This window comes from Clostridium sp. DJ247 (genome assembly GCF_014231265.1).
The window spans coordinates 21853-43499 of record NZ_JABAIW010000044.1 but is presented as its reverse complement, the minus strand read 5'-3'; the positions used below and the strand labels follow the sequence as shown (position 1 = coordinate 43499).

The following is a 21647-nucleotide window of genomic DNA, read 5'->3' as shown; positions in this document are numbered from 1 at the left end:
TTAAAAGTTTTTAACGTGCTGAAGTTTGGCAACATATTCCGGAGTATAAGTTAAGTTTCCACCTTGGAACCCTATATATAATTTCAGACTACAAACTTGCATTCAATAATAAAATTAGTTTCTCCATAATTTCCAAATGTATGATATAATAAAAGTTGACATTATACATTTTATTTAATTTACAGGAGGTTTTAATTTTGGATACACGTGATAAAATACGTAATATTTTTTTGTACTTACTTAGTATAAAAAATATGGATAAAAAGATTATAAGAGATGTTTCTAAATATATTAAAGTTATTTCAGAAGCAGATTTATATAATAAAAAAGGTTGCATTTTAAATAAAAAAAATGATGAAAATTGGTTACAAGTTGGAAAAGAATGCAATGATCTGTATAATACACTATTTAATATATATTCTAATTTAGAAAAAAATAGTGAAGATTTAGAAATAGTTTGGGGACATGGTATACTCAGTTGGCATACAAAAGAAGAAAAAATAATTCATCCTATGTTTACAACTAAAATGTCTTTAAATTTTGATGCAAAGAATGCTTTATTTACTCTTACTCCTTATAATAATGTCACTAATTTTGAATCAGGTATATTAGATGGCCTAGATCTTCCAAATCTCCACAAAATCCTAGATTTAAGTTTAGAAGTAAAGGATTCCGGTATAGACCCTCGCGATATAGAAGATATTAATGAGACATTGAAACGACTTCTAAACTATTTAGATTCTGAGGATATTATAAAGACTATAAACGCACAACTTATTCCTTTGCCTTCTATAGAGGTTCAGGAAAACCCTATTTTCTATAACGCTCCATGTATAATTTTAAGAAATATAGATACAAGACTTTGGGATACGGAACTTAACAGTATTCTAAGCTACATAGATGGAGGAAACCCTATTCCCCAAACCGTAGAAGCTCTAGTGAAGGAATCAAACCTTGTACATAATAATCATATAAATAGCGAATGGAAATCCCTTGGTAAAGATGTACTTTTTCCTCTACCAGCTAATGAGGAACAGGAAGACATAACTAAAAGACTAGCTGAAAACTTTGGAGTAGTAGTTCAGGGTCCTCCAGGAACGGGCAAAAGTCATACTATAGCAAATTTAATTTGCCATTTAATGGCTCATGGAAAAAGAGTGTTAGTTACAAGTCAAACTGATAAAGCTTTAAAAGTTTTATCAGACAAAATTCCTTATGAAATCAAATCTCTTTGCATAAGTTTATTAGGGAATGATGCTAAAGCATTAAAGGATTTAGATGAATCCGTAAGAAAAATTACGGAAAACCTTTCTATAGACCCTAAGTCTATTCTAAGCGAAGTAACTCCTCTTGAGGAAGAATTGAAAAAATGTAGAACAAACATACAAAATCTTATGAATGACTTAAAGGAAGCTGAATCTTTCGAGAATAAGATTGTAAATTACAAAAATGAAACTTTAACCTTAACAACATTATCAAAATGGATAAGAAAAAATGAATCTACATTTTCATGGATTGAAGATGATATTCAAATTAAGACAAGATGCCCCTTAACATCAGTTGAGTTTGATAACTTAATAACACTACTAAAATCAACTAAAAAAAATGATATTGATAAGTTAAATATGGTTAATGATATATTACATAAACTGCCATCCTATGATGAGTTGGCCCTTAATCTTCATAGACTAAGTGAATTAGAGAGTAAATTACCAGAGTATAAGCGTAACATTGAATTGTGGAATATAAACATAGATAAAAGTAAGCTTTATGAACTATTAAAACTATCAGATAATCTAAAAAGAAGACTAGCTGAAATAGAGAATTCCTGGTTAAAATCTATAATGAAATCATATCATAATACAGATACTTCAAAAAGCTTTTGGAAGGATGTTGTATTAAATATAAATAACCATATTGCTCAGATAAGTGTCATAAAGCAGATTGTTAACTCACATAACGTTAAGCTTCCTACTAATGTAGATTTTAATAAACTCAAAACAGATTTTGATGTAATTTACAACCAAATTGAAACAAAAGGTAAGCTTGGATCTATGTTTAAATTATTTCATAGTGAAGTTAGCTATATTCTTGAATCCTGTGAAGTTGATTATAGACCAATAAGTACTAAGGATCAATGCTATATCTTCAATAAAGCTATAGAAAAAGAGCTTTTGGAGCGGACTCTTCGTAATCTTTGGAATAACACAGTTAAAGAATATGGTGGAAAATTAGTTACAAACTCTGAAAACAATTTCTTAAATACTATTGCTGAAAACATTATAGAGATAGATTCTATAATTAATTGGGAAGAAAATTATATTAATCCAATTATGAATCTATTACAAGATTCAAAGATACCTGAACAATTAAATTTATGGAAAAAAGAATCTATAATATATCTATTGAATGGACTTTTATCTATAAAATATATTAATGAATATGATGAATTAAGTAAATACGTGTCTAATGTACGAAATTTATTTATAATGAATTGTTACCTAAGTAAATCAGCTGAGTATATTAATAATCAGCATAAAACTAATATACGTAAACTTTATGATGAACTTTTAAAGCTTAAAGAATTAAAGAGTACAGGAGATGAGATTAACAAATACTTTGATAAACTTAGTGAAACATGTCCTATATTCACGAAAAAATTACTGAATCAGTGGGAAAATAATAACTTAAAGGATATTTATCACAATTGGGAAGAAGCCTGGAAGTGGAAAGCCGGAAGTTCCCTTTTGAAGGAAGTAGGCAAGCTTAGACCTGATATTATTGAACAAGATATTGAAGCTGAAAAATTAAGAGAAAAATCCTTAATTAAAGAAATCGTATGTAAGAAGACTTGGTATAACCAAATAATACGTACTACAGAAACTCAGAAAAGAAGCCTTTTTACTTGGCTTGAATCTATTAAAAGAATAGGAAAAGGTACTGGAAAGTTAGCTGCTAAGTATAGAAAAATAGCCCAAAAAGAAATGGAAAATTGTAAAGGGGTTATACCAGTTTGGATTATGCCTCTAAATAAAATGATTGAAAATATAAAATTAGAAAAAGACCTATTTGATGTTATAATAGTAGATGAAAGCAGTCAAAGTGATATTTCAGCAATAACAGCATTACTTAGAGCTAAGAGAGCTGTCATTGTTGGTGATGAATGCCAAATAAGCCCTGAAGCCATAGGTAAAGATAATGAAATGGTAGAAAACTTGATTCATAGATATTTACGCCATATTCCTCATAGTGAGTGGTTTGATTTAAAAACTAGCTTATATCATACAGCTTTAAGAGTTTTCCCTAGCAGACTAGTACTTAAAGAACATTTTAGATGTGCTCCAGACATAATAGAATTTAGTAATAATTTATGTTATTCTAAGGAAATTATACCTTTAAGGTGCCCTGAGAGCAAAGAAATATTTGCCCCTCCAGTATTAGCTATAAAAGTAGATGGAATTAAAGATAACTCTAAAAATGTTAATGAGCAAGAAGCGCAAGCTATAGTGAATAAAATAACTGAGTGTTGTAAGGATGAAAAATATATTGGAATGACTATGGGAGTTATTTCTCTTTTAGGAGATGCCCAAAGTGAACTTATAGAAACTATGCTAAAAGAATCAATTGGAATAGAAGAAATGATTAATAGAAAAATAATCTGCGGAGATGCTTATTCTTTTCAGGGAGATGAAAGAGATGTTATGTTTCTTTCTCTAGTTATAGCGAAAAATGCAAAATTTGCTGCTTTAACTAAGGAATCAGATATAAGAAGATTTAATGTTGCCGCTAGCCGAGCAAGAAACCAAATGTTTTTATTCCACTCTGTAGACTTAGAAGATCTAAATACAAAATGTGTAAGATCTCACCTGTTAACCTACTGTTTAGATTCTAATAGAAAAAATATATTAATAAGCAAAAATGAGGACAACTTAGTTTCTGGATTTAAAAAAGACATTTTTACACTACTAAAGAATAAAGGTTATAATATAAAATTTGATGTAAAGATTGGAAAATATAAGATAGATTTTGTTATCGAAGATCTGCATAACAGGCTAGCTGTGGATTGCTGCAGCGAAGATACTGCATACTCTCTGAACTGGGAAGAAAATCATTATAGGAGAATGACTCTTCAAAGGTCAGGATGGAAATTTTTCATTATAAGAGAAAGTCAGTTTTACTATAAACCAGAGGAAACTATGAATAATCTTTATGAGAAGCTAAAAAGAATAGGAATTAACCCTATAGCAAATAGTTAAGCTTTGTGTATACAACTTATAAATAACCATGCCCGAAAATTTAACTTATACTCCGGAATATGCTGCCAAACTTCGGCACGTTAAAAACTTTTAATTAGTCTAAAGTTCGTGTTTATCTATATAGAGTTGCAATCCCATAACTGGTAACATATCCCTATGTTTAAACAAAGTTAAGAGATCGAAACTCTATATATACCCATGCTCCAAATTTAAGTTGTGGACATATATCCTAGAAACATAAGCTTCCTTTTAGGTTTTAGGAGCTTATGCTTTTCTATAATTTATTTTTCATCAATAAAATTTAAGCTTTTATTATATCTATCCTGTCCTAAAATTGTATTATAAAATATTTCTCTAGTGCGCTCTAAATAAGCTTCTGGATTTGATAAGGATGGACTAAAGTGTGTTAACCATAATTCTTTTACATGGGCTTCTTTAGCTAGTAATGCAGCTTCACAAAAGAGCATATGCTTGTTTTCTAGGGCTTTAGGAAGATTTTCATCATCTCCATACATTCCTTCACATATGAAAAGGTCGGAATTACTTGCAAATTCCTTTATATCTTCAATAGGTCTTGTATCAGTACAATATGAAACCTTTAATCCTGGTCTTTCATCTCCAAGAACCATATCAGCATTGAACCATTTTCCATCATATTCTATTTCCTCCCCCTTTTGAAGCCTATTCCATAAGCACATTGGAACATTATTTTTTAAAGCTTTTTCCTTATGAAACTTTCTGTTTCTTGGTACATGTATAGAATATGTAAAACAAGGTACTGTATGATCTACAGACATTATATTAATAAAAAAATCTCCTATATTCTTAGATGCCCTCCCCCTTCCATCAAACTCAATTAAATCTATTTTATAAGGTAACACAGGTGCTATAACTCTTAACCCATTTACTACATCCCACAATCCTTTTGGACCAATTATAGTAAGAGGCTCTACTCTTCCTGAATTGGCTATTGTTAAAAGTAAACCTGGTAGTCCAGCTATATGATCTGCATGAAAATGTGTAAATAAAATCACATCAATAGTTTTCATTCCCCACCCTAACATCTTTAAGCTAACCTGTGTTCCTTCACCACAATCTATAAGCAATTTTCTTCCTTTATATGAAGCTAGCATAGATGTAAGATTCCTATTAGGCACTGGCATACTACCTCCACAACCAAGTAAACAAATATCTAACATATTGTCATCCCATCCTTAAATATTCTATAACAAAAGAGCCTTACGGCTCATCTTATATTTTATAATCCTCTTTTAGCATGCTACAAGCATTAGCTTCTATTTTTTGGCCGTTTATAGTACAATTGCCGCCTTCTCCTTCAATTATATCCGATGGTTTAATTTTGTTATTAAAAGATTTTTTATTTTTATTGTTTATATCATTGCTGGTTATATTTTCGTAAGAATCATTGTTATGACTCATAAAATCACCTTCCTTTAATTATTAGATTTTCCAAGGTAAAAGGTTTTATACTTAATATAATAAATTAAAACTACAGCAGAGTTTGCTGTAGTTTATTATATATGTTAAATTCATTTAGTTTCCATTAAGCCGTTAGTATTAAATCATCAACTTTACACCCTAATATCTTAGCAAGAACAACAACTTTATCGAAGCTTGGATTTCTCTTATCTCCCCTCTCTAACTCCTCTAAATAAGATTTAGAAATTGCAGTTTCGTATTTTGTATTTTTCGTAAGGTTTTGTATATCTAGTGTGGTATATCCTAAGCTAAGTCTTATCTCACGAATTTTTTTTCCGTTTAACATAAGAAAACCCCCAATCAGATATTAAGTTCTTAATATAATTATAATAGTTTTTCACTAAAAATTATAGTCACTTTTCAATATTTTAGAATCTTTTAATAATTTGTTAAAGTTTATTTAACAATAAAAACTTTATAAATTTATGTAATTTTTCAAACATTATACATATGCAATACATAAATATTAATTTTACATATTATTTTGAGAATATCTTTTTATGTACGAGGAAAAATAATTACTGTGTACCCTAACTATTTTTTGGGAGGTAGATCGATGGATAACAATAAAAATTTATTAAAAACTCGTCATAAATCAAATGCAGAACTCAGAAAAATGTTTCCTAAAGGTGGAGAAGAAATAGGTATAATAAATGGTGAAAAAATAGGTTCTCATGCAAATGGAAAAAAATTCACTAAACGTTCTAAGCTTTCACATAATAAATAGATTTATAAAGCTTGATTTTTTACAGATAAATACGCCCGAAATTTAACTTATACTCCGGAATATGCTGCCAAACTTCGGCACGTTGAAAACTTTTAATCAGTCTAAAGTTCGTGTTTTTGAAAATCTAAGAAACTTTGATAAACTCGTACCTCAAACATATCAAAGCCTCTAAGATTTTCTAAAAACACTTCACTAAGACTGACAAAAAAGTTTTCAAATGTGCCTTCAGTTTTGGCAGCATATTCCTACGTATAAGTTAAATTTACATTGTAGTTATCAATATAGATCTGGAACCTTTAAAATTAATTTATGTAGCATGGCACATTACTAGATTGTGCCACCTTTAAATAGTTTATTAGAAAGTCTTAGTCTGAAATTAGTAGAAAAACTTAGTGCTTTGATACTGTTTGAGCCTAAGCGAGTTTATCAAAGTACTTAGTTTTCTTCTAATTTCAGGCTTAGACTTTCTTAAACTTTTTATTAGTGGCACAATCTAGTAATGTGCTAGGCGGAATAAATTAATTTTAAAAGTTCCGTACCTATAAATCAACTTAACATCTTCCCCAAACTACTTGAAACATATTTTTATACAAACTATCTTTATTTGTAGTATAATGAAGTAGATATCATAAAGGAGTGAACTACTATGAAAGATAAAATTCTTCAATTATTAAGAGAGAATACTGATAGTTTTGTATCTGGTCAAAGTTTAAGTGATAAGCTAGGTGTTAGTCGTACTGCAATTTGGAAATACATAAATTCTCTTAAAGAAGATGGTTATGAAATAGAATCCATATCCAAAAAAGGACATAAACTAATCTCCACACCTGATATACTTAATTATGAAGAAATAAAAGAACATTTACATACAAAGATTATTGGTAGAAACGTTTTATATTATCAATCTTTAGATTCCACTAATAGTAAGGCAAAAGAAATTGCAAAGGACTCCATTCATGGAACTGTAATTATAAGTGAAGAACAAACCTCAGGTCGTGGAAGACTTGGTCGCAATTGGATTTCACCTAAATTCAAGGGGGTATGGATGTCTATCATATTAAAACCTGATACTGATCCACTTAATGTACCTAAAGTAACTCAAGTAGGTGCTGCTGCAGTAGTTAAAGCATTACAACAGTTTAATATTGAAGCTAAGGTAAAGTGGCCTAACGATATTATAATAAATGGAAAAAAGGTTTGTGGTATTTTAACCGAAATGAGTGGAGAACTTAATGTAGTTAACCATGTGATCATGGGAATTGGTATAAATGTAAACATGGATGAAAATGAAATTTCAAAAGATATTCTTCCTACAGCTACTTCAATAAAAATTGAAACAGGAATAAAATTAAAGCGGAAAGAATTGGTTTCAAGTTTGTTAAATAATTTTGAACTTCTATACAAAGAGTTTGAGACTAAAGGAACTATAAATGAAACAGTTAGCATATGCAAAGAGAATTCTGCTTTAATAGGAAAAGATGTACGGATAATTTCTAGAAGCAAAGAAACACTAGGAAAAGCTATTGATTTAAGTGATGATGGAGAATTAGTTGTTCAATATAATGATGGTGGTATAGAAAAAATAATATCTGGAGAAATTTCTATTAGAGGACTAAATAGCTATGTGTAAATAGTAACACTTATATCCTTATTTCAGTATAATATATTGAAAACAAAAGATGTAATATGTTTATCAACATCTAAATAATATGCCTTCTTTAATTAATAGTATCAAACAAGCTAGTGGAACTGTAGAAATTGTTAACAACGCATAAAATTAATATAATTTTTTAATAAAACGCCCCATAAGGAAATCCTTATGGGGTTTAGTATTTGGGAAAAAATTAAATATATAAAAACATATTGTTGGGATATATATAAATATACTATAATATATTAAATTTGGTTTTTACATTTTATTTATGCAATAGACACAATCTTATTAAACTGGAGGTAGTCTAATGAATTTAATAGATTTTCACTGTGACACTATTTACGAGCTTCTAAAGGATAAAAACAATTCTAATTTGTATAATAACAACCTTAGTGTGGATATAGAGAAAATGAAATCCGCTAATTCTTTAGCTCAATTCTTCGCCTTGTATATAAATAAAGGTTTAACAGAAAATCCTCTAGATTCATGCCTGAGAATGGTTGATAAGTTTCATAATGAAATTGCTAAAAATAGAAACACTATAGCTTTAGCCACTAGCTATGCAGAATTAACTGTCAACAAAGATGCTGAAAAAATTTCTGCCTTTCTTACTATTGAAGGTGGAGAAGCATTAATAGGTAATATTTATAATCTAAGAAATTTTTATAGGCTTGGTGTAAGATTAATCACTCTAACTTGGAATTATCCAAATGAAATTGGATATCCTAACTGCCGAAAAGAATATATGGACAAAGGCTTAACAGAATTTGGTTTTGAAACTATAGCTGAAATGAATAATTTATCTATGATAATAGACGTTTCTCACTTATCAGATAAGGGTTTTTATGATGTTTCTAACCATTCAAAAAAACCTTTTGTAGCATCACATTCCAATTCCAGAAGCATTACTAACCATCCTAGAAACCTTACTGACCATATGATAAAAACCTTATCAGAAAAAGGCGGAATAACAGGTATTAATTTTGAAAAAAATTTTTTAGGAGAGCATAACCCTGCAAGAATAGATGATATGGTAAAACACATAGAGTATATTAGATCTGTTGGCGGAATTGACGTAATATCAATAGGTTCAGATTTTGATGGCACCAGCTCACCTAGCGAGATTTCAAATATAAGTGAAATGTGCAAACTTATAGATGCATTGAAAAAAAATAACTTTCCCTATGACGACATAGAAAAAATATTTTACAAAAATGCATTAAGAGTAATTAAAGATACACTTTAAATTTAATAATGCATCTAAAGGATTAATAAATACTTAACTTTAAAAAGACATGTGCGATTTTACCCCTATACTTTTTTTAATTCCTGTATAGATAACCTTAACTTAAATTTAACTTATACGTAGGGGTATATTACCAATGTTGAAGTCACATTTAAATATTTTTTTATTAGTCTTAGCTTAAATTTGAGAAAAAATCTTAGAACTTTAGATATTTTTGAGCATAGCGAGTTTATCAAAGTTCTTAGATTTTTCTCAAATTTAAGCTTTAGACTAATTAAAAATATTTGACGTGACAAAACATGGTAATATATCTCGGAGTATAAGTTAAATTTCGGGCGTGATTATCCATAGGCGTAAAGCTAAACCAGTTATAGACAAATTGCAGGGGGGAAGAGAGTAATCCATTAGTATTCCCTCTGTAGTTTTACGCTTTCTTTTTTCACGCTTGCAATTTTCACCTAAGTTCAATAATATATTGTATATTATTGCTAAGTTTAGCTTTTTTGGAATAAAATTAATGCATATTTCTTTTAACTTAGTTCCTATGGTCGAGTAGACCATAAACATGCTTATTTCTATATTTTCTTTAATTTTACGCGTACGTCTTTCCAGTAATCTTCGTATAGTTTTCTCTACATAATCTCTTACATTTGAAAATGCTTTACTTTAATGTCCAACTCTATAATAATTTACCCATCCTGCAAGTATTGGATTTACTTTGTTTATTATTTCTTTCATAAATTAGCGTAGAGATTCTTAAGATTCAATAACTTACCGTTATAATTGTAGTAAACCTTTGGCATTGCTTTGACGATGGCAATAGTATTAAGTTTGAGTTCTAAAATTTATATAAGAGTTTTTGGGTATGTAACCCAACTGTCAAAAAGAACATAGTATGCAGGGATGGCATATTTTGAAACCTGTTTAAGTATATATCCAATTTTGTTGTCTTTAAAAAATCTATTTATAGTAAAATTAAATTGTTTATCAGCAGTATTATTTGATATAATAGTATTCATAAGAAGCATTCCTTTCTTTGGTATGGTGTTTTTTGCAATTCTATTATACCGAAAGGAATGTTTCTTTGCTTTAAGTATTTATTTTGAAGGCTTTCGCCTTAGATTCTATGCGCGAAAGTTGAGATTATTATTCACTCTATACTATATTTAGAGTATTTATTTATTAAGCTATTTTGATCTATTATTATTATGCTATTTGAAATCTCTTTGTTTAATGAACATACAGCAATTTTATAACCTGACTCCATATCAAATTTCTTAAATATATAGTCATTGTGCTCATTATCAATAATAACTTTAATATTTTCAAATTTATCTATATCAATGGAAAATGATTTTAAAGGTATTGTCAGACCTTGTCCACAACATTTAATATAGCTTTCTTTTAAGGTCCATATTTCATAAAACTTACTTAATCGAATATCCAAATCATTTTTAACAATATAATCAAGTTCACTTATCGTAAAAAAACTTTTAGCTATATCTTCATATTCAATACATTTTACTTCTTCAATATCAATTCCTATAGGTTTTTCATCAATTGCACCTACTACAAAATCTCCAGAATGAGATATGTTAAAATTAAATTTTTGAAGCCCTTTCAGATATGGTTTCCCATATTTATTTTTCTTAAATGTTATATGTTTATTTCTTATACCTAATTCTTCAGCAATTATCGTTCTTATCAATATTTCACCAATTAATGTTCTAACCTTATCTTTTTTATTCTTAAATTTTTCAATTTTACACTTTTTCTCTGAATCAATCAGTAAACATAGCTTATCTAAATTTTTTTCGCTAATATCTAAAATTCTCACAACATAAATTTTCATGAAATTCCTCATTCTATATTATTACTCGTAATAAATTCCATAATAATATATATTCTTTTGCATAACTGCTTAAACTTTATTTAAATCCTCTTTAAGGAATTATTTTATCTTTTTCTGTATGGTAATCATTTTTTTTACATTTAGCATATAATATTACTCCACATAATATTTTTTATATATTATTACAAATATATACTACTGGAAGTTCTGATCATAATGAGAAATATTGGGATGGTGAAATAACTTATATATAGTTATGGTAGTCACTATGAACTTCTTATTGTCAGCCATTCCAGTATTCTTGTGCTTTTAGGAATAACATCCATTGGAAACTTTGCTTGTATACCTGATTTTAGCGTTGGCTGTCATTTATCTCATATAATTTATAATATAAATTGATGCTTATTTATATTAAGCCCATTTTGCATCTCACAATCGTAGGAAACTACAGACTCTACTATTTCACTCAGTCAATAAATTTCCATTGCTTTAATGTTTTAATTTTTTTCAATCTCTTTTTTCATATTGAATGTCACTCGGTTCTAACTCAAACTCATGCATCTTCTTTCTGTATAAGGGAACAGTATGTCTATGGTTTTTATCTTAGGTTTCCATCATTTCTTCACGGTTCATACATTCATTTTTTCGCTCCATATCATTATAATTCCCACAATTTATTGTAGTTCATATCCCAATTCAAAGGCCCTTAAGTTGATTTCCAATAGCTTTGAAATCTCTGAAATTAAATTATCAGGGTATTGAACTGCACCAGTTATTACTGGCATTGGGTAGATTCTTTGAGTACTCATGATTAAAATTCCATTTTCCTTTAACCAATCTACATATCTAACACCTTCAAGCATTTCAAATGCAAGGATAACATCCGCAGTTCCTTTTTCTACAATGGGAGAATATACTTTTTCATCAAACTTAACATAAGTTACAACACTTCAACCTCTTTGAGACATACCATGCACTTCAGAAACCTTAACCACCAAGCCAATATTCTGAGCTAGCTTTCCAAGTATTCTACTGGCAAGTAAAACACCTTGTCCTCCTACCGCTGATATTAAAATATTCACAGCACCTCACCTCCATTATTTTGTATAGCACCAAATTTGCATATCTTTGCACAAAGTCCACAACCCACACAAAGCATATTATTTATCTCTACTTTATTATATTTAAGGTTATGGCAGGACACCCAATGTTCATGCAGGCTTTGCAGCCTTTACAAAAGCTTGGCTCTATCTCTAGTGGCCTTTTTACTACATCGACTCTTTTATTTAAAACACAAGGTCTCTTTATTATTATTATTAGAGATGGCTCCTCATCCTGAGTTTCTTCATTTTACCCCCTTTTATACCATGATTCCTCAATATTATAGCATTTTACATACTTGTAAAAATTTCCCATATTCATACTGATTTTTCCCTATATATACGCTAAATGAAACAAATAACAATACTATTACAATTAAGAATATTAAGTCTTCATTATTATAGTTGTTGGCTAAATCAATCAATCTTTTTTGTGGTAAACAGTTCCTTATAAAACCAATTATTTTATTATTATCTACTATATTTATAAGGCATCCCGCTAAAAGGCATGTAATCGTAGTTATTGCAGACCCTCCCATTGATGCTGATGCTTTATTTCTGCAAAGAGTACATATTAGAATTGAAAAGCTGCTGCTTAATAGTCCTAATAAAAATATTAACAAAGAAAATAACCCAATACTTATGCTTAATTTTACAGATAAAATTTTTAAAACCATTAACGACATTATTATGCTAGGTATTGTAAAAATACATATAGCATATAATAGTTGTCCTGCAATATATTCATAATAAGATACATTTCCTGATAACACTTTTGCATATACACCATTTTCTCTATCCGTTAGGAAAAAATCCATAATCATTACAGATCCTGAAAATAAAAACATTACTAAAAAACCTATTATTTTTCCTTGCACAGTTGTATCATCTTTGTTTCCCTCATAAATCTCACCCTTTATATTAACCTCTAGTTCCCTTTTAATATCTTCCTTTCCATAACTAATTACCTCTGGATTATCTTTTGTAAAATTTATTTCAGCTAAATAAATTCCTTTTATAAGCTCTGTCTTAGTTGGTTCCTGCTCTAAAAATTCTAAAGTTACTTTTTTCTTACCTTCTATAGACTTTCTAATATTTTCTTTCTGCTGACTATCAGATCCTACTATGGCTATTTTACCTTTCATGCTATCCGACTGGCTAAAATATACACCTAGGTAAACAACAACAGGTAATACTATGATTAGCATAACTAGTATAACCCTTTCCCTGCAAATCCTGTATAAATTGTTTTTTATTATCAATAAGATGTTTCTCGTAACTATTCAGCTACTCTAAAAAATATATAAAAAAGCACCTTACTTTCACAGCTTTATGCATCTGACAGTAAGGTGCTAGCATTAAATTTGGGTATACTAAAAAGAGGGATTATACCTCTTTAAGCGGAGCTTTTATGTTAGAGTTGGATCAAATGGATTTACTGTAAATGTTGACTTAATACACTCTAAGGCATTTTTACCTTGTTTTCTCACAGTAGATACATATCCACGAATTCTAGTAAAAGCGTTAGCTCCTGTAGAACTTCTAAAGGTGCCTGAAATCTTTTGTTTAACTTTAGCCATACGTAAATCTCGTTCTGCTAAGTTATTATCAAAAGGTATATCAAAGTCATACATGAAAGCAAGTATTTGTTCCTTATAGCCACTTAATCTATTAAGTAAATTAAGACTTACACTTTTCTTTACCTTCTTATTAGAGTATAATTCAGTGTTTTTAGCATAGTCTTCATCAAAACCAGCTTTAAGTATTTCATTATACTTTAATTCGAACTCTTTAATTTTATCTAAAGGTAAAGCATTATGTTTGTCACTAGTTAAATCTACTTCTTTTTTTATATCTAATAATAGATTTTTCATTGGCTTTGCCCAATTTTGATCTTGTAATTCAGTTATACCATTAAGTTCTCTTAATATATGAGCATTACATAGAGCATGATTACATTTAGTATATTTATAGTAAGTCTTAAAACCATCGTGTACTGCTGTTCCATTGAAGTTTGGAAGTATTGTAATGTCATCAATAGCTTTTTTACCACGTTTTTCATGACATTCATAGTATGTAAGATTTTCATTAGATGCAACATGAAGCCATTGACGCTTCTTATTTATATACATACCTGTTTCATCAAAATGAACAGCTCCTGTAGATGATGTAAGGCTATTTCTAATTTTATTTGTTATAGTTTCTAAGTTATCATGACAGCTTTGATTAAAAGTTACCATACTACCTTCACTTAAATGATGATTAAATAAATCCTCAATAAGTTCCGCACCACGCTTATATGGAATCAACTGATACTGAGTTAAGTAAACAGCTACCGCTTTTAGGCGTTCTCCATATTGAATTGTATTCTTTATTTCTTCTGGAAAAATAGCTGTATTTTTGCTTTTACAATGAGGACATATTTTAACTTCTGCTCTATGCTCTACAATTTTAACTTTTATATCTGGTATATCTATAATTTGACGGACAATATATCTTTCAGTAGATACATCCTTTAGAGATGCTCCGCATTCAATACATTGTTCAACACTATGAATTTCTATTTCATCAGGAGTATCATTTAAGCACAATGTTGTTCCTTCATGACCCTCTTGACCGCCAGGTTTTTTACCTGATTTTGTTCTTAAACTTTTAGTTTTTTTAAAACCATCTGACGATGGCGGTTTGCTTCTATTATTACTATTTTTGTTGACTTGGCTTTCTAGTGATTTTACACGCTCGTTTAGAGCTTTATTATCCTTAGAAAGTGTTTCTACTTGAGAATTTAGTGTTTTAATTTCATTTGATAGTTCCTTAATAACACTTATAACTTGAGATATACCTTGGTTGTAAATCTCAATAATTTTACCTTCGCTCACAACGTGTCACCACCTTTATCATTAGTTTTTGCAAGACAGGCTTATAATACCAAAAAATAATGATAAATGGAAGATATGTTTTCAATAAATTAATAATAGCAGTAATTTTAAGTTATTTTAATAGCTGAATAGTTACTATTGAGCTTAGGTGAAAATTGCAAGCGTGAAAAAAGAAAGCGTAAAACCTCAGAGGGAATACTAATGGATTACTCTCTTCCCCCTGCAATTTGTCTATAACTGGTTTAGCTTTACGCCTATGGATAACCTCAGCTTAAATTTAACTTATACGTAGGAATATGTTGACAAAACTGAAAGCACATTTAAAAATTTTTTTATCAGTCTTAGTGAAGTGTTTTAGAAAACCTTAGAACCTTAGATTGCTTGAGCGAAGCGAGTTTATCGAAGGTTCTTATTTTATTATGAAACTCATCTTCCTAACGTCAGATGAGTAAGCGATTCACACAAAATCACAGATTTTGGCTCTCTGCTTAAAACACGAACTTTAGACTGATTAAAAGTTTTTAACGTGCTGAAGTTTGTCAACATATTCCGGAGTATAAGTTAAGTTTCTACCGCTGATACCTATATATACAACTTTCCATCTATCCTCCTATCATAATCAGTCCAGTTATTAGGTTCTACACCTTCTCTAATTTGAGTAATTTTATTCAAAAAAGCATCTACCTGATCAGCAAAGTGTACAATATGTGCCTCTTCTGTATTTGGTTTTTTAGGTGAACCATATTCCAGCTTTCCGTGATGTTGTACTATACATCCTTTTACTCTTTGTTTAAAATCATCACTATAAAGCTCTGGATTATTTTTAAATGCTTCTTCTACCATTTCCACACCTATAACAATATGACCTTCCATATCTCCTCTTAAAGTAAAAGAAAATGGTCCATCCACAAAGTATTCCTCTATTTTTCCTATGTCATGAAGTTTTGCAGCTAATATAGCTATCTCTTTATTTCTACTATCATACCTATATGCTAACATTCTTGTAATATACATGACATTTAATGTATGTTCTGCTAACCCTCCTATATAATTGTGATGTTGGCTTACTCCACCAATACCCTTTTTAAACTTTTCAACAAACTCTTTATTCTTAAAAAAATAATTATTTAAAGCAACACACTCTCTGCTCTTAAATTCTTCATCAGACATTCTGTCTATTTCATTAATTATATCCTCTATAGGTCTTTCAACAGTTGGCAGATAATCTTCCATTGAAAAATCTACAACTTTCTTATATTCTTTTATATCTGATATATTTTCTTGTGAAGTCTTAATATTTATAACATCTCCTACTTTTAATTCATCTGTAGTGTTCATTATAGAAACCTTTAAGCTGCCAGTTCTATCACCTATGATAACCACAGATTTTGTACCATCTCGGTAGATTTTTTTCATTATCATAAACTCTGAATCTATCTTATCCCCAGATTGTATTTCCTTTATAAATATATTTTTCATGAATATTTCTCCTCCTCTTTAACATACATGTTTAGCTATACTATTCTTTATTATTATATATTTTTTTCATAGTTGTTATTAGTAATAAATAAAACTTAATTCAATGCATAAATTTTTATTTATATTTAAAAAATAAGTATATACTAATGTTACATTCTTAACTTTTTCAAATTGAATATAAAACCTAAGTCATTGAATCTATATGCATAAAATTAAGGAGGGCTCACTGTGAATTTAATTTTTGATGAAGATACAAAATCTGCTCTTGAAAAAGAGTTAAAAGACAGTAATAAATCTGCTGTAAGGTTGCTAATAAAGGGATTAGGCTGAGGAGGTCCTGTTTTAGGTTTAGCTCTGGATGAGCCAAAATATGAAGATGAAACCTATGAAATCAATGATATTAAATTCATTGTAGAACCTGATACAAGTTCCTTATTTAATAATTCTAAGATAGTTGAAACAAAGAGTATATTCGGTAAAGGATTTAATATTATACCTCCAGTAGAAAACAGAGGGTGCTAGTTAAGATATGAATTAGCTTTTATAAATATTCTTATCTGACGTAATATAATATTTAATTTTTACAAATATAAAAATCTGCAAATATATAATTTGCAGATTTTTTTGGTGACCCATAGGGGACTCGAACCCCTGTTACCACCGTGAAAGGGTGGTGTCTTAACCGCTTGACCAATGGGCCATATTAAGTTTAAATGGCGACCCAGAAGGGACTCGAACCCTCGACCTCCGGCGTGACAGGCCGGCACTCTAACCAACTGAGCCACTGGGCCATATATAGCTTGTACAGAAGCTGTACTTGACCTGTGTCAACATTTCACAACTTAACTAACTAGGTTAGTAAGTTTTATTGGTGACCCATAGGGGACTCGAACCCCTGTTACCACCGTGAAAGGGTGGTGTCTTAACCACTTGACCAATGGGCCTCATATTATTCTGCTACTTTGTTCTTTCGCTGAGCACAATTAGTATAATACCTTATTTTATTTAATATGTCAACATATTTTTTAATATAGTATTTTTATTTAGTCTAAATTTTTATATATTACTTAAATTATATTTGTTTTTTCCCACAATAAGGACAATATTCAAAATTGGACTCTATAGCTCTGCCACAGCTATTACATCTATGTTGAGCACATGAATCATAATATGTATTTTCTAAAGGCTTAAGATCCCAGTAAGTAATAGCATTTTCTTCACCAGCTTCTGCTCTACTTCCTTTTTCTTTGGATACCTCATACAAGGTTCTACAGTTATTGCAATATAGATAATATCTTTCATTCCACTTAAATATTGGTATAAAAAACACGTGGAAAACTGTATACTGTTTAACTAATTTTAGTCCTCTTTCCATACTGCAATTCTTACAAGATAAATCACTTATAGTTTTAATTTCTTTTTGTTTATCATTTATACCAAATACGCCTAATAAAAACATTTTATCCTCCCAGTATATAAATTAATCTTGTTATAATTTTATTAATATAATATAAACCGTGTTAATTATTATTCAAATAAAACTCAGTTTATCTGATAGTTACTATCCGTAACACTCTCATCACCCTAAAGTGAAAGCGACCAAATACAAAATAAATTTTGTTTTGTCTGCTTTTCTTCAGGTGGGAGATATTAGGAACTCTTCGGCTTTAGCCGTTTTAGAGTTCTTATGCTGTGCATAACGGCTGCTACGCCTCTAGATAGGTTCTTCTAAGCTTCATCTGGAGAAAGTATTCCTAATAAGCAAACTCTATCTGAAGCTAAGAATCACTTGATATTTTGTATAAAAACCAAGCTGTTATTCTTATAATATAAAGTAAACACTACAAAAAAATATCAACAAAATTTTTGACTATAACTTTTATGCAAATACTATAATATCATTTAAAATATTAATTGTAAATTTTCAAGTGATATGTTAACTGATACTATATAATTATTATAATATAATAAAAGAAGGTGAATACATGCTACTAATTAAGAATGTTAATATATTTAATCCTAAATCTATTGGTATAAAAAATATACTGATATGCTCTGGTAAAATTATCTACATATCTTCAACTATAAGCTTACCTGATACCAATTTCCCTAATGTTAATATAATAGATGGCAGTGGTTTAATTGCTGCACCTGGATTAATTGACTTGCATGTTCATATTACTGGTGGTGGTGGTGAAGGTGGCTTTACTACCAGAGCTCCAGAATTAAATTTGACAGAATTAACGTTAAACGGAATTACTACCTGTGTTGGACTTTTGGGTACAGATGGCACTACTAGAAGTATGGGAAATTTAATAGCCAAGGCTAGAAGTCTTGAAGAGGAAGGTCTAAGTACGTATTGTTGGACTGGGTGTTACCAAATGCCAACTAGAACAATTACAGATAGTGCACGAACAGATATAATACTCGTAGATAAGATATTAGGAGTAGGCGAAATCGCTATATCAGATCATAGAGGTAGCCATCCATCTGAAAGTGATTTAATACACTTAGTAAGTGAAGCTAGAGTTGGTGGAATGATTTCTGGAAAGTGCGGTATATTACACATGCATGTAGGGGATGGAAAAAAAGGACTTGATCCATTATTTAATATTATAAATAATTCCGAGATTCCAGTTGATAACTTACTTCCTACCCATATAAACAGAAATGCTCTTGTATATAAACAATCTATTGAATATGCTAAAATAGGTGGATTTGTTGATATAACTACAGGTATAAAACCAGAAGGTGATGAAGCTCTATATGCTGCTGATGTTTATAAAACTTTACTTCATGAGGGAGTATCCCCATATAATATTACCATGAGTTCCGATGCAGGTGGAAGTATGCCTATCTTTGATAAAACTGGAAAGCTTCTAAAAATATCTGTTGGCCTTCCTGACACCAATATAGAGACTATAAGAATGTGTATTGATAAAGGGCTTTCAATAGAAGAGGCCTTAATTCCCTTAACCTCTTCTCCTGCTAAACTCCTTAAGCTTAAAAATAAGGGTACAATTGCGGAGAACTTCGATGCTGATATATTGCTATTGGATCAAGACTTAAAAATTCACACAGTAATATGCAAAGGTAAGATTATGGTTAATAACTATAAGCCTATAATTTACGGAACCTTCGAATCTAGAACAACATAAATTAAAAAGAGATAGTGCCTTATGCAATTCACTACATAAGGCACTATTCTTTTTAGAAGTTGTATGAGTAATCTTTATACTATACATTATACCCCATATTCCTGTTAAAATTCACCAAAACATTATTTTTTATATAAACTTTAATTTTATTTTTAGATAATGACATTATAAGTTCAATTTCGGGCACGATTATCTATAATATATTTCCGTCAGTGGATATGGTTACTTCTTTATAAGGTACTATTATCTCAGACTTAAGCATAGCTTTCTTTACTGCATTAACTATTCCAGCACAGCAAGGTACTTCCATTCTTACAACTGTAATACTGTTTATATTATTGACTTTTAGAATCTCAGCTAATTTTTCTTCATAGTATTGCACATCATCTAATTTAGGACAACCTATAACAGCTATACGATCCTTTATAAATTCTGCATGAAAGTTAGCATAGGCATAAGCAGTACAATCGGCTGCTACAAGCAAATCTGCTTCTTTTAGATATGGAGCTTGTGTATTTATAAGCCTCAATTGTACTGGCCATTGTCTTAACTCCGATGTTGTCTGTATATCATAGGTATCTCTACTTTTAACAGCGGATATAGCTTTAAGCGGTTTTCTCTCTATGATTTTAGCTGCAGTTCCTGGACATCCACATGGCATAGCTTGATTTTCAATTATTTTCTTCTTTTCTCCCATCTTTTTTATAACTAGTTCCTCATTATAAGCTTGACTTTCTCTCTCTATTATAGTTATTGCTCCTGTAGGACACTCCGGTAAACAGTCTCCAAGTCCATCACAATATTCATCACTTATAAGTACAGCTTTACCATCTACTAATTCTATAGCCCCTTCATGACAAGCATCAATACATAACCCACATCCGTTACAGCTTGACTTATCTATGTTTACAATTTTTCTTATCATTTTTTACTCCCCCTCTTGTTCTTATGTATTTATTATAATACAATACTATTATATAATCTGTAACATATGTTACGCTATAAAAATTTTGGGAGATATTTTATGAAAGACATTATACTTACACTAAAACAATGCATTCTAATGAAAGAATTTAACGAATTGGAAATAGAAGAACTGCTAAACAATATACACTACTCTGTTGCTTCTTTTTCTAAAGGAGAAATAATAGCTTTAGAAGGTTCCAGATGTTCTAGTATTGGAATTATGCTTAATGGAAGTGTTGAGGTACAAAAAATATTTGCCTCTGGTAAAGTCGTTACTATTAGTAAGCTAACTAAGGGAAACATATTTGGGGAAGTAATAATATTTTCTAATAAAAGTACTTATCCAGCTACCATTACTTCTGCAGAAAATTCTCAAGTGATGTTCATATCTAAAGAAAACATATTAAAGCTATCAACTGTTAACCCCAAATTTTTAGGTAACTTTATGACTCTATTATCTAACAAAATACTTATGCTTAATAATAAGCTTAAAAATATATCCTATCAAACTATAAAGCAAAAGGTTGTATCTTATATTTTAGATGAATATAAAACCCAAAAAAAGTTAACTATAATATTAAATTGCACAAAAAAAGAAATGTCAGATCAATTAGGTATTCCTAGACCCTCTCTATCTAGAGAACTGATCAATATGAAAGACGAGTGTCTCATTGATTTTAATAAAAATACTATAACTATACTAAATGTAGAAGCTTTAGAGGATATTCTTTCTAATTAAGAATAGTTTTATTTACTTTTTATGTATATCCATATATGAGTTTATTATACAATAAATAAGGGAAACGTTGTTCGTTTCCCTAATAATATCT

18 protein-coding genes, 3 tRNA genes and 2 pseudogenes are annotated in these 21647 nt (G+C 29.7%); 6 read left to right on the top strand and 17 right to left on the bottom strand.

Going from position 1 to position 21647, the window contains the following annotated elements; translation table 11 throughout:
* The first annotated feature begins 197 nt into the window (after positions 1–197).
* Positions 198–4256: an AAA domain-containing protein gene (locus HGI79_RS16490; protein WP_185651779.1), complete on the top strand. Its 4059-nt coding sequence runs from the start codon at positions 198–200 to the stop codon at positions 4254–4256.
* A gap of 281 nt (positions 4257–4537) precedes the next feature.
* On the opposite strand, the gene HGI79_RS16485 is transcribed toward HGI79_RS16490, so the two are convergent.
* From HGI79_RS16485 to HGI79_RS16475, 3 genes are all read right to left on the bottom strand, one after another.
* A complete protein-coding gene (locus tag HGI79_RS16485) occupies positions 4538–5455 on the bottom strand; it encodes a ribonuclease Z (protein ID WP_185651778.1) in 918 nt (305 codons plus the stop codon).
* Positions 5456–5507: 52 nt separating this feature from the next.
* Positions 5508–5696, bottom strand: coding sequence for a hypothetical protein (locus HGI79_RS16480; RefSeq protein ID WP_185651777.1), 189 nt, complete (start codon positions 5694–5696; stop codon positions 5508–5510).
* Between the two features lie 124 nt (positions 5697–5820).
* On the bottom strand, positions 5821–6042 hold the full coding sequence (locus HGI79_RS16475) for a helix-turn-helix domain-containing protein (protein WP_185651776.1): 222 nt from the start codon (positions 6040–6042) through the stop codon (positions 5821–5823).
* A gap of 270 nt (positions 6043–6312) precedes the next feature.
* On the opposite strand from HGI79_RS16475, the gene HGI79_RS16470 reads away from it, so the two are divergent.
* From HGI79_RS16470 to HGI79_RS16460, 3 genes are all read left to right on the top strand, one after another.
* The gene (locus tag HGI79_RS16470) at positions 6313–6483 is read left to right on the top strand and encodes a hypothetical protein (RefSeq protein ID WP_185651775.1); all 171 of its coding nucleotides are present in this window, start codon (positions 6313–6315) and stop codon (positions 6481–6483) included.
* A gap of 646 nt (positions 6484–7129) precedes the next feature.
* Positions 7130–8113 (top strand): biotin--[acetyl-CoA-carboxylase] ligase, encoded by a 984-nt coding sequence (locus HGI79_RS16465; RefSeq protein WP_185651774.1) that lies wholly within the window; start codon positions 7130–7132, stop codon positions 8111–8113.
* 331 nt (positions 8114–8444) lie between these two features.
* Positions 8445–9383 carry a dipeptidase gene (locus HGI79_RS16460; protein ID WP_185651773.1) on the top strand — a complete coding sequence of 313 codons (939 nt, stop codon included), beginning with the start codon at positions 8445–8447 and terminating at the stop codon, positions 9381–9383.
* 324 nt (positions 9384–9707) lie between these two features.
* Here HGI79_RS16460 and HGI79_RS16455 read toward each other — a convergent pair.
* From HGI79_RS16455 to HGI79_RS16395, 13 genes and pseudogenes are all read right to left on the bottom strand, one after another.
* Positions 9708–9977 (bottom strand): annotated as a pseudogene (locus HGI79_RS16455) (hypothetical protein); the annotation flags it as partial.
* A gap of 72 nt (positions 9978–10049) precedes the next feature.
* Complete coding sequence (locus tag HGI79_RS23720) at positions 10050–10121, bottom strand: group II intron maturase-specific domain-containing protein (RefSeq protein ID WP_185651781.1); 72 nt, start codon at positions 10119–10121, stop codon at positions 10050–10052.
* A 107-nt stretch (positions 10122–10228) separates the two neighbouring features.
* Positions 10229–10402, bottom strand: a complete 174-nt coding sequence (locus HGI79_RS16445; protein ID WP_185651772.1) for a hypothetical protein — start codon at positions 10400–10402, stop codon at positions 10229–10231.
* Positions 10403–10533: 131 nt separating this feature from the next.
* Entirely contained in the window at positions 10534–11235 is a 702-nt protein-coding gene (locus tag HGI79_RS16440; RefSeq protein ID WP_185651771.1) for a 4'-phosphopantetheinyl transferase superfamily protein, read from the bottom strand.
* 722 nt (positions 11236–11957) lie between these two features.
* Positions 11958–12317 (bottom strand): annotated as a pseudogene (locus HGI79_RS16435) (indolepyruvate oxidoreductase subunit beta); the annotation flags it as partial.
* A complete protein-coding gene (locus tag HGI79_RS23715; protein WP_185651770.1) occupies positions 12314–12439 on the bottom strand; it encodes a 4Fe-4S binding protein in 126 nt (41 codons plus the stop codon). The pseudogene HGI79_RS16435 and the gene HGI79_RS23715, both read right to left, overlap by 4 nt.
* Before the next feature lie 177 nt (positions 12440–12616).
* The gene (locus HGI79_RS16425) at positions 12617–13543 is read right to left on the bottom strand and encodes an ABC transporter permease (protein ID WP_241428240.1); all 927 of its coding nucleotides are present in this window, start codon (positions 13541–13543) and stop codon (positions 12617–12619) included.
* Positions 13544–13744: 201 nt separating this feature from the next.
* On the bottom strand, positions 13745–15214 hold the full coding sequence (tnpC, locus tag HGI79_RS16420) for an IS66 family transposase (protein ID WP_185651768.1): 1470 nt from the start codon (positions 15212–15214) through the stop codon (positions 13745–13747).
* Between the two features lie 582 nt (positions 15215–15796).
* The gene (locus tag HGI79_RS16415) at positions 15797–16693 is read right to left on the bottom strand and encodes an HD domain-containing protein (protein WP_185651767.1); all 897 of its coding nucleotides are present in this window, start codon (positions 16691–16693) and stop codon (positions 15797–15799) included.
* Positions 16694–17318: 625 nt separating this feature from the next.
* A tRNA-Glu gene (locus HGI79_RS16410) sits at positions 17319–17393 on the bottom strand.
* A gap of 14 nt (positions 17394–17407) precedes the next feature.
* Positions 17408–17484: transfer RNA gene (locus HGI79_RS16405), tRNA-Asp, on the bottom strand.
* A 78-nt stretch (positions 17485–17562) separates the two neighbouring features.
* Positions 17563–17637, bottom strand: a tRNA-Glu gene (locus HGI79_RS16400).
* 128 nt (positions 17638–17765) lie between these two features.
* The gene (locus HGI79_RS16395) at positions 17766–18152 is read right to left on the bottom strand and encodes a zinc ribbon domain-containing protein (protein ID WP_185651766.1); all 387 of its coding nucleotides are present in this window, start codon (positions 18150–18152) and stop codon (positions 17766–17768) included.
* A 526-nt stretch (positions 18153–18678) separates the two neighbouring features.
* Between HGI79_RS16395 and iadA the strand changes: the two genes are divergently transcribed.
* The gene (gene iadA, locus HGI79_RS16390) at positions 18679–19851 is read left to right on the top strand and encodes a beta-aspartyl-peptidase (protein ID WP_185651765.1); all 1173 of its coding nucleotides are present in this window, start codon (positions 18679–18681) and stop codon (positions 19849–19851) included.
* A 193-nt stretch (positions 19852–20044) separates the two neighbouring features.
* Here iadA and HGI79_RS16385 read toward each other — a convergent pair whose 3' ends face one another.
* Positions 20045–20776, bottom strand: a complete 732-nt coding sequence (locus HGI79_RS16385; RefSeq protein ID WP_185651764.1) for an ATP-binding protein — start codon at positions 20774–20776, stop codon at positions 20045–20047.
* A gap of 99 nt (positions 20777–20875) precedes the next feature.
* On the opposite strand from HGI79_RS16385, the gene HGI79_RS16380 reads away from it, so the two are divergent.
* Positions 20876–21556 carry a Crp/Fnr family transcriptional regulator gene (locus HGI79_RS16380; RefSeq protein ID WP_185651763.1) on the top strand — a complete coding sequence of 227 codons (681 nt, stop codon included), beginning with the start codon at positions 20876–20878 and terminating at the stop codon, positions 21554–21556.
* The last annotated feature ends 91 nt before the right edge of the window (positions 21557–21647 follow it).

Excerpts from the sequence above, each read along its gene's own strand:
- HGI79_RS16465 (WP_185651774.1), top strand. The coding sequence starts at position 7,130 with ATGAAAGATAAAATTCTTCAATTATTAAGAGAGAATACTGATAGTTTT.
- HGI79_RS16485 (WP_185651778.1), bottom strand. The coding sequence starts at position 5,455 with ATGTTAGATATTTGTTTACTTGGTTGTGGAGGTAGTATGCCAGTGCCT.
- HGI79_RS16425 (WP_241428240.1), bottom strand. The coding sequence starts at position 13,543 with ATGCTAATCATAGTATTACCTGTTGTTGTTTACCTAGGTGTATATTTT.
- HGI79_RS16385 (WP_185651764.1), bottom strand. The coding sequence starts at position 20,776 with ATGATAAGAAAAATTGTAAACATAGATAAGTCAAGCTGTAACGGATGT.
- HGI79_RS16475 (WP_185651776.1), bottom strand. The coding sequence starts at position 6,042 with ATGTTAAACGGAAAAAAAATTCGTGAGATAAGACTTAGCTTAGGATAT.
- HGI79_RS16460 (WP_185651773.1), top strand. The coding sequence starts at position 8,445 with ATGAATTTAATAGATTTTCACTGTGACACTATTTACGAGCTTCTAAAG.
- iadA (WP_185651765.1), top strand. The coding sequence starts at position 18,679 with ATGCTACTAATTAAGAATGTTAATATATTTAATCCTAAATCTATTGGT.
- HGI79_RS16440 (WP_185651771.1), bottom strand. The coding sequence starts at position 11,235 with ATGAAAATTTATGTTGTGAGAATTTTAGATATTAGCGAAAAAAATTTA.
- HGI79_RS16445 (WP_185651772.1), bottom strand. The coding sequence starts at position 10,402 with ATGAATACTATTATATCAAATAATACTGCTGATAAACAATTTAATTTT.
- HGI79_RS16470 (WP_185651775.1), top strand. The coding sequence starts at position 6,313 with ATGGATAACAATAAAAATTTATTAAAAACTCGTCATAAATCAAATGCA.
- HGI79_RS16395 (WP_185651766.1), bottom strand. The coding sequence starts at position 18,152 with ATGTTTTTATTAGGCGTATTTGGTATAAATGATAAACAAAAAGAAATT.
- HGI79_RS16480 (WP_185651777.1), bottom strand. The coding sequence starts at position 5,696 with ATGAGTCATAACAATGATTCTTACGAAAATATAACCAGCAATGATATA.
- HGI79_RS16415 (WP_185651767.1), bottom strand. The coding sequence starts at position 16,693 with ATGAAAAATATATTTATAAAGGAAATACAATCTGGGGATAAGATAGAT.
- HGI79_RS16380 (WP_185651763.1), top strand. The coding sequence starts at position 20,876 with ATGAAAGACATTATACTTACACTAAAACAATGCATTCTAATGAAAGAA.